We start from the raw sequence: 10,262 nt of genomic DNA, 5'->3' as shown, positions 1-10,262 counted from the left end.
ATGCTGAAAACAAAATGGATGTCCAAAGGGCTGGCCTTTGTCTAAGAAAACTTGTCCATCACTTTTACCTTTTGAAATATCCAGGCCAATGACTGGATTCATGAAAAACTCACCCTCTCATGTATATTGCCGGCACCCCTAAGCACTGCTCATAGTTCCATAACATCGCTTGTTATGCGAGGTGGTCAACCAGTAATAACTGGCTGACCTCATAATACGACGAGGAACGATAGTTCAATCATGTCACAGCGGCGGCCGGCCATTCGATCGGCCGCCGTTCGTCGTTTCGATTAATATTCGGACTTGCCTTGACTGGAAAGTGCATATGACAAGATGTGGAACCTAGGTGCAAACGCGCTGCTGGTTCTTCTAGAATATTACCATCGCAAGATTAACGACAACGGTCAGCGTAATGCTGCTTAGAAGCATCGACACAAGAACCGCTTGTGCTGCGAAACCTGGCTCGTTGCCATATTCGAGAGCGAGGGCAGCACTGTTGCGTGATGTCGGGATGGCGCTGGCAATAAACAAGGCTTGTGCGGTAATACCGTCAAGGTGCAGCAGCATGATTAACCCATAGGCACAGATTGGCGATATGATCAGTCGCACGATGCTGCTGAGCAGAACGGCCGAAGTATGCTGCTGCAGCTTGGAAGAAGCGATCTGGGCTCCGATCGAGACGAGCGCGAAAGCGAACATTCCTGTTGATATTTGATCCAACGGAAGAAGAATCGGATCAGGGATTTGTATGTGACAGAACCGCAATATCGTACCAGCTGCAATCGCGTATAGAACCGGCATTTTGGCAAACTGTAATAGCGATCCTTTTAATCCCGATACCGCTTTACTTGCGTTAAGAAGTCCGAACGTAAACGTAACGAAGAGCTCAAAGACGACTACGATGACTTGAATCGACATGGCCAAGGCATCTTGCTTGAAGGCTAATGCATTAATCGGTATTCCTACGTTACCATTGTTTGTTAAGGAAACGCTGTTGGAAAAGCTTGCGGCAAGCGGCCTGGAATAGCCCATGATCCGGCTCACCGCATATCCGATTATGACAATAACTATGAATTGGATTATCAAAAATCCGAAAACGGACGCGATTAGTTTGGTTGACAACTCCGCTTCGTATATTTTAACGAAGGCTAAAGCAGGTACATAGTAATTGATAATGAGCTTTGAAAAACTATTCAAGTCGAACTTGAAACGCCGATGAAGAATGGCACCAATTCCAATTGGTATCAGGATAGGAAGCATAATATGATAGAATGTATAAAGGATGGACATTGTTACCACTCCATTCGGGGATATTCTCTCAGTTGACCTCGATCATCTCGCCAGGTACCATGACCGTACCTGAAATTCCTTTGCGGGACAAACTTTCAATAAAGCTTCCACCATCCTGCTGTATAAGAGGAAACGTTCCGTAATGAATAGGAACGACATGTCGAGCCTGAATCCACTCCGCAGCCACCAGCGCATCGGATGGTCCCATTGTAAATCGGCCACCGATGGGAAGGAACGCAATATCGATATCGAATCGTTGGCCGATCCATTTCATATCGCCGAACAATCCCGAATCTCCGGCGTGATAGATAGTCTTGTCTTCCATCTCGATTACATAGCCTACAGGAACGCCCGCATATATCCGTTGTCCGTCAACAGTCCGTACGGATGAAGTATGAATGGCTTGAGTAAGATGAACGCGACCGAAATCGAAAGACCACTCGCCGCCTACATGCATAGGCTCAGTTTTTGCTCCTTGCGAAGCCAAGTATTCCGCCAGTTCTTCTACAGCGATGATCGGAGCATCATTACGTTTTGCAATGGATACCGCATCGGTGATATGATCGTCATGACCGTGCGTTAGCAAAATATAATGCGCGAGAATGTCATTCGCTTTCACGACTGCAGCGGGATTGGCGTCAATGTAAGGATCGATGAGAATAGAATGAGAGCTGCTAATTAGTTGGATGCAAGAATGTCCATGGAATAAGATTTGCATATGTATCCCCTCGTTTTATAACATTTTTTATTACGATCGTTGGTTTTTATGTTATAATTATTTTAGTGGAATGTCAATACAATCACTTTTATTTTTCTGGGAGGTTTTTACCTTGTTATCACTGGAAAAACAAATTCTATTCCTGATCTCCTCGACGGAAGGTGTCGAAGTTAAACGGCTTGTCGAAATTTATGAAGCGAGAGGTATCGACCACCAAGTCGTTCGGAATGCACTTCTTCATATGAAAAAGGAAGGATACCTAAGTTCGAAGGAACGCTCGAAATATGAAATTACGAGGCAGGGTCTGGACTTTATCACAACGATAAATCAAAAACCGCTGCTGCTTGGAAAGCCTTGGGACGGTAAATGGTTAACGGTCATGTTTGAGGTGCCTGAATCAGAACGCAAAAAGCGGGACTCTTTGCGTAGCGATCTGCTGCAGCTTGGATTCGGAGCGTTGTATAAAAGCGTATATATTACCCCATGGGATTATGTTGAAGAAGTGCTTCGTTTCGCCAAGCAATATGACTTAGGGGATCGTTTGACCTTACTGAACGGATCTTTCGTCTCACAAGAGCAGCCACTGATGCTAGTGAAGCGGGTTTGGCCTTTGGATGATTTAAATGAAGTTTATAGGGCGAAAATCAAATGGTTTCGTTCCGAGTTTGCCCCGGAAATTGATCCATTGTTACGAGAACCTTCTGACGGTCTTGCCTTGTTTGTCCGCTTTCTGGAATTGGGCGAATTGTTAGCGGATTTAAGTCTCAATGACCCAATGCTACCAGAGGAGCTCCTGGATAAGAATTGGTTGGGAAGAGTCTGCTTCCAAGAAATGCAGCAATGCCTGCGACAGCTGGCGAATTCCATTCCTATGCTATCCCCGTATAGGTCATTCGTTGCCCGGTTTCTATAAGGGTTCGCTTCTTGCACATGGAACAGCTAAGTGGAAAAATATAGTGATTTTTAAAAGAGCATTCGATGGTTGCGATACCCCAATAATAAGAGGCAGTCTACGACTTTATTTTCCAAGTCTACAGACTGCCTTTTGATATTACGGAGGGTTAGTCTAGCACTTATTTCTTGTAAGCTGACGATTTTCTATACCTAAAATTGCATAAAATCAACGAGTCCAGTCTACGCCTTTATTTTTCGCGCCGCCTTGCCTCTCGCAAAAAAGCTCCATTGTTCAGGTTATAGCTTTCATCCTGACGGTGAAGCCTATATAATGGAGGAACTTACGGTGCAATTGGATTGGAGGCTGGTACCCATGTTCACCTATCGGGAGAAGCTGTATATGCTGAAGACGCTGAAGCAAAACAAAGCCAAACGGTTATTCGGCTTGCGGAAGCTGCCGCCTGAGCATCAAGCTCTCGTCGACAAGCTGGAGCAAATGGTACGCAACGAACAAGTCAACAAGGCGCATCTGTAGCCAGCGCCCTTTACGCTAAAATAAACTGGATTCACGATGGAGGAAATTATGCTAACCTTTGAACAAAAGCTTGAGATCATTACGTCCTTTCCCGAGCTGGAGCGCAGCGATGTATCGCTCGGACGCGTTAACTTTCAATATGCAGACAGCGTGTACGACCGCAAAAACGTCGTTTACCACCTGCATCCGAACGGCAATGGCTTCGTTTATGCCGCTCTGCTAGACGGCTATGAAATGGACGATAAGGGCCTCGTCAACATTCGCAGCTTGGATGAATCTGAGCTTCGCACATTGATTGCCGAAGCGATCAAATCACTATCATTCAAGCCTGAAGTGCCGCTGACGAGAGCACAGCGCAGAAGGCAAAAGGCCAATTCCGATCAGCAATGGGTTAACGAGGATTCGCAGACCCTTCAAGTACGGTTCGAGGAAGACACTTGGATGATCTACGAAGGCATGAATTTGGAGATGGCCTTCGAAACGTACGAAGAGGCTGTCGAGTATTTGGAAGAAGAAGGCTTTTCGCGGGAGTAGCCGCCTGTCTGTTCTGTCGTTTCTTTTTCAAAAAGCCAAGGTGAAACGGCTTCCGCCGTCCTCTTTCGGCGCAGCGCGTTTCAGTCCAAGAAAGATAGAGAAAGTATCGCGAATTGATATGCTTTCCTATATTTTTAAAAAAAGCACCTCCAGCTGCGGCAATACAGCGCAGCGCTGGAGGTGCTTTTTCGTTTTATCAATACGCCTCAGGCTCGCGCTTTGGCAGCATTCGCACGTATTTATCAGATAGACTCATGAGCTTCATAATATAATCATAATCGCTGCGGTATTGCTCAAAATTCGTAACCGGCTCCATCGTATCGAGCGATACAGCAGTGCCATCCTCAAAGCCTTTGCCGGGAACGAACAAAATATCATTGTTGAAAAAAGATCCGCTCGGCAAATAATAACGCATCCCGAGCACGTTCCGATCAATGTTCAGCAGATCATGGCCAAACAGCGTAGCGCCCGATTCCTCCGGCTGAAGACCAAGCAAATTAGCAATCGTCGGCATCATATCCAGCTGTCCGCCGACCTGCTCCACTACCTGCCCTTTGCCGCCCCTGGCGCCGCCGGGCACATGTACGATAAACGGAATGTTAAAGCGGCTGAGCTGCGCATCATACGTCATGCCAAGCTCCGTCTTAAATTGCTCTGGATCGATTTTGTCAGGCTGCAGACCGAAGTGGTCGCCATACATAACGAGCACCGTATTGTCCCACACCCCCTGCTCCTTAAGCTTGCTAATCAATGTGCCGATGGCATAATCGGTATAATGAATCGCCGTCAAATAGTCGCCCAGTTGAGTGCCTGCAAGCGATTCCGGCAGCGTTAGCGTTACACGGTCAGCTGGCACTTTAAACGGAAAGTGGCTGGAAGCTGTAACGAACTGCGCATAAAACGGCTGCTTCATCTCAGCAAGCTTTTGCACCCCGACCCGATAAAGCTCCTCATCCGACGCGCCAAAATCATTAAAATGGTCATCCGTATAATAAGGCTTATCATAATAAGCATCAAAACCAAGCGCCGGATACAGCTTATCGCGATCCCAGAATGTCACATTATTAATATGGAAGGTTGCTGTATCATAGCCTTGCTCCTGCAATAGCTTCGGTAGGCTTGGAAACGCCCGGTCCCCGTAGCCCTTGGACATCGCTTCGCTTCCAACCGGATAAATCGACGTATTCGACATAAATTCGGCATCCGACGTATTGCCCTGACCGATTTGCTGATACACATGAGGAAAATAATAGCCCTCATCCGCAAGCTGATTGAGAGTAGGCGTAATTTCCTGACCATCCACCTTAAGATGAATCGGGAAGTTTTGGAAAGCTTCCAATTGCAGCACAATGAGATTTTTACCTGCTGCCTTACCAAATTGGACTGGCTGCTTCGCTGCTTGCTTGCCTTTCGCATCCTTATTTGATCCAGCTTCCGCATAAGGATAGCTCGCTTGCAGCTGATTAATTTCAGCAATCGTTTCTGACAGACTGCCGGTTTCTGTCTCGATGGCTTCCGTGCCGGCCTGCCAGGCGGCAGATGCTTGAAAACCGATAAAACCGAGATTTTTCGCCCGCTCCAGCTCATTTGCAATCGTCTGATCCATATAAACCTGATGGCTGAGAAATGAGGTACTGACGATTAGCACGACGAGCAGCACCGACACTCGTCCCATACGTTTATATTCATACACTTTCCGCGCCCGAAAGCGCCTTACCGCATACACCGCCAGCCAAATCGCCACATCCAGAAAATAAGTGAAATAGACAGGTTGAATTAACGACTGAACACTTGCCCGTACTTGACCGACTTGATTGATCGATTTAAGCACATTGTACGTCGGCACTGAGCCGTAATAGTCAAAATAAACCGTCGAGGCAAACAACAGCAGTGACAGCACCGCATTAACGAATAAAAAAAGAGCGCCTTTGCGCTTGCCTGGGGCAAGCAGCTCGAATAACAATAGCACGCCTAGCAAGCCTAGGCCGTCCATCGCCACATCTCTCATTGCAATCGTATCAAAAATAAAATAGCGAAATAACGCCAGCTTGATCAGCAGCGCTGCATAAACAAGCAAAAAAGGCGACCGCTGCTTATTTTCCCCAAACATCTGTTGTTGCATAAGCCTCACTCACTCTCATTCCACGTTAATATGATCAAGGTGAAACGGCTGTCGCCTCCCTCTGGCGGCGCGGCGCGTTTCACTCCGAGAAATATAGAGAAAGGATCGGGTACGACATCCTTTCCTATATTTCAAGGTGAAACGGCTGTCGCCTCCCTTTGGCGGCGCGGCGCGTTTCACTCCGAGAAATATAGAGAAAGGATTGCGTTAGAATATCCTTTCCTATATTTCAAGCGTAAACGGCTGTCAGCCATCCTCTGGCGGTAAAGTTTCCGTTTCGCGGTGAAATATAAGCCGATTATAAGGGTGAAACTTATAAATGCTTATATTAAAAAAAAGAAGCCATCAACGCGTGATGGCCGCTTTCTGAAGGATAATTGTTAAGATTATATTAACGCATTTGAACGTTGAATGAAAGAGGAGGTTCCTTCCGATTTTTCCGCTTCCTACATCCTGCTGCTTTGTTAAGCCGTAATGGCTTGTATTTCTTCATTTTTGCCAGTCTGGCGATAAAAATACAGGAAGGACAAGGCGAGCGCAATAATCGCAAAGATGCCTAAAATCAACATTTGCCCGCGCATAACCGCATAATCTCCGCTTGCTACAATCGCTTTGAACCCGATAATGCTGTGTGTCATTGGCAGCCAAGGGTTCACCTTCTGCATCCAGTCCGGCAGCATCTCCAGCGGAAACGTTCCTGCACTTGAAGTCAGTTGCAAGATCATCAGCACGATGACGGCAAAGCGGCCCGGGTTGTCAAGCCATGTGACGAGCATTTGGACAATCCATGTAAAGGTCAAGCTTGTAATAATCGTGAATAGGAAAAATAATGGCTTGCTATGAACTTCGAGCTTGAGGCCGTAAAGCAGAACCATATCGGCAATGACCGACTGCACGAGACTGACCATCGTAAACGTCAGCGTCCGGCTGACAAAACGCTGCATAGGTGTAGCACTGGCAATGCCAGACTCTCTCAAAGAGAACACGGTAGTAAACACGAGTGCTCCCATAAACAGCGCCAGTGATAGGAAATAAGGCGTAATGCCCAGCCCATAATGGCTTAGCTTATGATCGGTGTTTTCCGTCACCTTCACAGGAGCGGCGAACATGCTGACCGTGCTGTCTCCTGATTGCACTTCTGACGATTTACTAGCCGCTTCATTTAATTGGCTCGCGAGTTCGCCCGATCCGTCAACAAGCTTCACAGAACCGTCTGCAAGCTTGCCCGCGCCATCATCAAGTTTTTTCGAGCCGTCGGCCAATTCGCTAACGCCGCCGTTCAGCTGGACAAGTCCGGCTTGAAGCTTTGCAGCACCAGCTTGAAGGCTTGAAGCACCTTCTGCCGTTTTCTGGCCGCCTGCCGCAGCTTCCTTCATTTTGGTGCTGAAGGTGTTCAGCCCTTGAGCCAGCTCCTGCTGTCCGCTGCTAAGCTTAGCTGCACCATCAAGCAGCTGCTTCTGCCCTTTCGCAAGCTCCATGCTGCCCGTCAGCAATTGCTTCTGTCCGTCATGCAGCTGCTCGCTGCCGGACGCCACCTGGCGGCTAGCCGCCAGCAGCTTTGCCAGCTGCTCATTGCTTTGCAGCTCCGGGCTGCTCGCCGCCAGCTGCGCCAAACCGTCAGCGACCTGGCTTGCGCCGGCCGCAACCTGTGCGCTGGCCTTCTCCGAAGCCGTCAGGCCAGCGGACAGCTTCCCGCTTCCTTCGCTTGACGCTTGCAAGCCAGCTTCAAGCTTAGCAGCGCCAGCCTGCGCGCTGCTTGCTCCAGCGCCGAGCTTGTCAGCCGCCGCAGACAGCTCACTGAGCCCGCTCGACAAAGTCGCGGTTCCCGACTTCAGCGCGCCTGCGCCTTTGGCAAGGTCGCCCGCGCCACTCGCGAGCTGCTTCACCCCTACCTGAACGTCCGCTGTGCCGCTCGCCAGCTTGTTTAAATTCGTTTTCAGCGTCGTAATGCCGTCGCCTAGCTTGCCGGCTCCATCTTGAAGCTCTGTTGCACCTGAGCCTGCTTTTCCAAGCCCATCGGAAATTTTATCGATTTGCTCAAACATGCTGCGCGTATAGGCTTCTGTTATTTGCACGGACAGCTTCGACTTTAGCTCTTTCATTGCGCTGCTGCCGATTTGTGCACCTACAAAGTTATAATCGCTATTCGGTTCAAAAATAATTTCCGCCTGCTTCGGCTTGGCCTCTGTCAGCGTCGAAGCATCCTGCGAAAAATGCTCAGGAATCGTAATCGTCATATAATAATGATTATTGCTCATGCCGGTCTTTGCCTGATCCTGCGTAACGAATGACCAGCTAAAGTCAGTATTTTTCCCCAGTTCATCGACGAAATCCTCGCCAATATGCAGCTGCTTGCCCTCATAGTCTGCCCCTTGGTCAAGATTAACAACCGCTACCGGCAGCTTGCTCGTCTGTCCGTAAGGGTCCCATGAGCCTTCTACAAGAAAACTGCTGTACAACATTGGAAGCAGGGCAACACCCGCTAACGTCAGCAGCACCATCGGCTTCTTGCCGAGCAGCTTGATTTCCTTCCAAAACACTTGAAATACCCCCATCGCGAACACGTCCTTTTTCAATATGCTGATCTATGCTGCTTATATGTTGAACCAATGACCATTTCGGTATATTGGTCAATTCCTCCCAAAAAAATAGGCATCGCCGTCTTGCTTTGACTTTGCCCATTACTTTACCGGATCGGCGACAATGCCATATGCGATAAAGGAAAGCATATTTTGCTTAATCTCATCCTTGCTCAGCGGTGCACTCAGCTTATTCCAATCGGACGTCAATCCAATGTACAGCCGAAAAATCATAAATGCGGCAATCGCCGGATTGCAAGGCTTCACCTCGCCATTGTCAATCGCCCGTTCAAGCTGCTGCTTCAGAAAGTCCAGCGCAAACTGTTCCATTCGGCGAATGCCTTCAAGCGCCTGCACCGTTCCAATGTCTCGAACCTCCTGCGAAAGCTTCACGGCCAGCTCATGGTCAGAGCGGAAATCGAGAATCGAATCAAGCACATTAAACAAATTGTCGCTAAAAGCCGCGTCCTGCTTCGTCCCCTCGCACATAATGCTTTGCAGCTCTGCAAACGCTTTGCCGAGAATTTCCTCAAACAGCTCTTCCTTCGTCTTGAAAAAGGTGTAAATCGTCCCTTTGCCTACATTTGCGATTTTCGAAACGAGATCCATCGTCGTCGCTTTATAGCCAAACTGTGCAAACGACTGTGCCGCCGCTTCCAAAATCAATGTTTTGCGATCAACCGCCATCCCCATAACCTCCCTTGCAACAAGCGTTACAACTATCTATTGATCGGCTTAATGATCAAAATTGACTAAAATTCATATCCGGTCAATTGGTCATAAGTTAATTTAACACACAGCAATACAAAAGTAAAATCTTTTTTTCAAGCCTCATTACTAGCATTATTTCTTGTGCCTTTTCGCCGTTTCTGAAACAGCGCATCTGTAAGCTTACCCAGAGGTCCCAAGGGCGAGGCATAATCGAACGTATCGATCATTATCATTAATAGCTAAAATATAGCACCTTTATAGCCCGGTTTAAAGCTTGTTTCCTTTAGACGACGATACAAAATATTTGTGTTGCTCAAATTTCAACTACGGCATACAATAATACCAAGTAAATAAATTGGAATTAGAGGTGAACGGTGATGCGTGAAGTGCCGATGCGTTATGTAAAAGTGAACCAGGTTGGAATCGTTGCTTTTGTTCTTCTCTCCTTTTTCTTCAATCAGCCTTTGTTATTGGGGATATTATGGATGATTCAAGTGGTCGGACTTGCTTCCGCGGGGAAGCTCAATCTTTTCGTGCGGATCGCGAAGCTGTTTATAAAAGAGACTGGCACGGAGACGCAAGCGGCTGAGCTGCAGCGATTCAACAATATGCTGGCCGTGCTCTTCCTTACGTTGGCGCTCGCAGCCGCAGCGTTTGGCTGGTACATTGCAGCGTACGCATTCTCCGTTATGCTGCTGCTAGCCGCCAGCGCCGCCTTGGTAGGTTATTGCATCGGCTGCACCGTTTATTTTTGGTACAAGCAATTTCGCGCTGGCCGGAAAATAGGCGGCTTTTAGCATCCACTGCAAGCAGTAATAAAAGCTCCAATAAAAAAGAATCTCCATTCTAACTGCAATCCAGCAGGGAAAGGAGATCCTT

Annotated in this window: 9 protein-coding genes; 4 read left to right on the top strand and 5 right to left on the bottom strand. The window is 47.9% G+C overall.

Annotated features, from left to right (window positions below; translation table 11 throughout):
* Nucleotides 1-369: 369 nt before the first annotated feature.
* Both ABEW34_RS27860 and ABEW34_RS27855 read right to left on the bottom strand, forming a co-directional pair.
* Entirely contained in the window at nucleotides 370-1,032 is a 663-nt protein-coding gene (locus ABEW34_RS27860) for an AEC family transporter (RefSeq protein WP_430163805.1), read from the bottom strand.
* 286 nt (nucleotides 1,033-1,318) lie between these two features.
* Nucleotides 1,319-2,008, bottom strand: a complete 690-nt coding sequence (locus tag ABEW34_RS27855; protein ID WP_430163803.1) for a metal-dependent hydrolase — start codon at nucleotides 2,006-2,008, stop codon at nucleotides 1,319-1,321.
* A 112-nt stretch (nucleotides 2,009-2,120) separates the two neighbouring features.
* Here ABEW34_RS27855 and ABEW34_RS27850 point away from each other — a divergent pair, with 112 nt between their 5' ends.
* From ABEW34_RS27850 to ABEW34_RS27840, 3 genes are all read left to right on the top strand, one after another.
* Entirely contained in the window at nucleotides 2,121-2,921 is an 801-nt protein-coding gene (locus tag ABEW34_RS27850) for a PaaX family transcriptional regulator C-terminal domain-containing protein (protein WP_430163800.1), read from the top strand.
* Nucleotides 2,922-3,248: 327 nt separating this feature from the next.
* Nucleotides 3,249-3,437: a hypothetical protein gene (locus ABEW34_RS27845; RefSeq protein WP_156182362.1), complete on the top strand. Its 189-nt coding sequence runs from the start codon at nucleotides 3,249-3,251 to the stop codon at nucleotides 3,435-3,437.
* A gap of 48 nt (nucleotides 3,438-3,485) precedes the next feature.
* Nucleotides 3,486-3,971 carry a hypothetical protein gene (locus tag ABEW34_RS27840; RefSeq protein ID WP_430163797.1) on the top strand — a complete coding sequence of 162 codons (486 nt, stop codon included), beginning with the start codon at nucleotides 3,486-3,488 and terminating at the stop codon, nucleotides 3,969-3,971.
* A gap of 196 nt (nucleotides 3,972-4,167) precedes the next feature.
* Here ABEW34_RS27840 and ABEW34_RS27835 read toward each other — a convergent pair whose 3' ends face one another.
* From ABEW34_RS27835 to ABEW34_RS27825, 3 genes are all read right to left on the bottom strand, one after another.
* On the bottom strand, nucleotides 4,168-6,093 hold the full coding sequence (locus ABEW34_RS27835; protein ID WP_430163794.1) for an LTA synthase family protein: 1,926 nt from the start codon (nucleotides 6,091-6,093) through the stop codon (nucleotides 4,168-4,170).
* Nucleotides 6,094-6,557: 464 nt separating this feature from the next.
* The gene (locus tag ABEW34_RS27830) at nucleotides 6,558-8,648 is read right to left on the bottom strand and encodes a YhgE/Pip family protein (protein WP_430163791.1); all 2,091 of its coding nucleotides are present in this window, start codon (nucleotides 8,646-8,648) and stop codon (nucleotides 6,558-6,560) included.
* Nucleotides 8,649-8,774: 126 nt separating this feature from the next.
* Nucleotides 8,775-9,359, bottom strand: coding sequence for a TetR/AcrR family transcriptional regulator (locus tag ABEW34_RS27825; RefSeq protein WP_430163788.1), 585 nt, complete (start codon nucleotides 9,357-9,359; stop codon nucleotides 8,775-8,777).
* A gap of 401 nt (nucleotides 9,360-9,760) precedes the next feature.
* Between ABEW34_RS27825 and ABEW34_RS27820 the strand changes: the two genes are divergently transcribed.
* Complete coding sequence (locus ABEW34_RS27820) at nucleotides 9,761-10,180, top strand: DUF4395 domain-containing protein (protein ID WP_430163809.1); 420 nt, start codon at nucleotides 9,761-9,763, stop codon at nucleotides 10,178-10,180.
* Nucleotides 10,181-10,262 lie beyond the last annotated feature (82 nt).

The sequence above is a fragment of the Paenibacillus algorifonticola genome, assembly GCF_050481745.1.
In the GTDB taxonomy this organism is placed as follows: Bacteria; Bacillota; Bacilli; order Paenibacillales; family Paenibacillaceae; genus Pristimantibacillus; species Pristimantibacillus algorifonticola_A.
This window is presented reverse-complemented; position numbering and strand designations above follow the sequence as displayed.

Coding starts and splice junctions, on each gene's coding strand:
- ABEW34_RS27825 (WP_430163788.1), bottom strand. CDS start 9,359: ATGGCGGTTGATCGCAAAACATTGATTTTGGAAGCGGCGGCACAGTCG.
- ABEW34_RS27830 (WP_430163791.1), bottom strand. CDS start 8,648: ATGGGGGTATTTCAAGTGTTTTGGAAGGAAATCAAGCTGCTCGGCAAG.
- ABEW34_RS27820 (WP_430163809.1), top strand. CDS start 9,761: ATGCGTGAAGTGCCGATGCGTTATGTAAAAGTGAACCAGGTTGGAATC.
- ABEW34_RS27835 (WP_430163794.1), bottom strand. CDS start 6,093: ATGCAACAACAGATGTTTGGGGAAAATAAGCAGCGGTCGCCTTTTTTG.
- ABEW34_RS27840 (WP_430163797.1), top strand. CDS start 3,486: ATGCTAACCTTTGAACAAAAGCTTGAGATCATTACGTCCTTTCCCGAG.
- ABEW34_RS27860 (WP_430163805.1), bottom strand. CDS start 1,032: ATGGGCTATTCCAGGCCGCTTGCCGCAAGCTTTTCCAACAGCGTTTCC.
- ABEW34_RS27855 (WP_430163803.1), bottom strand. CDS start 2,008: ATGCAAATCTTATTCCATGGACATTCTTGCATCCAACTAATTAGCAGC.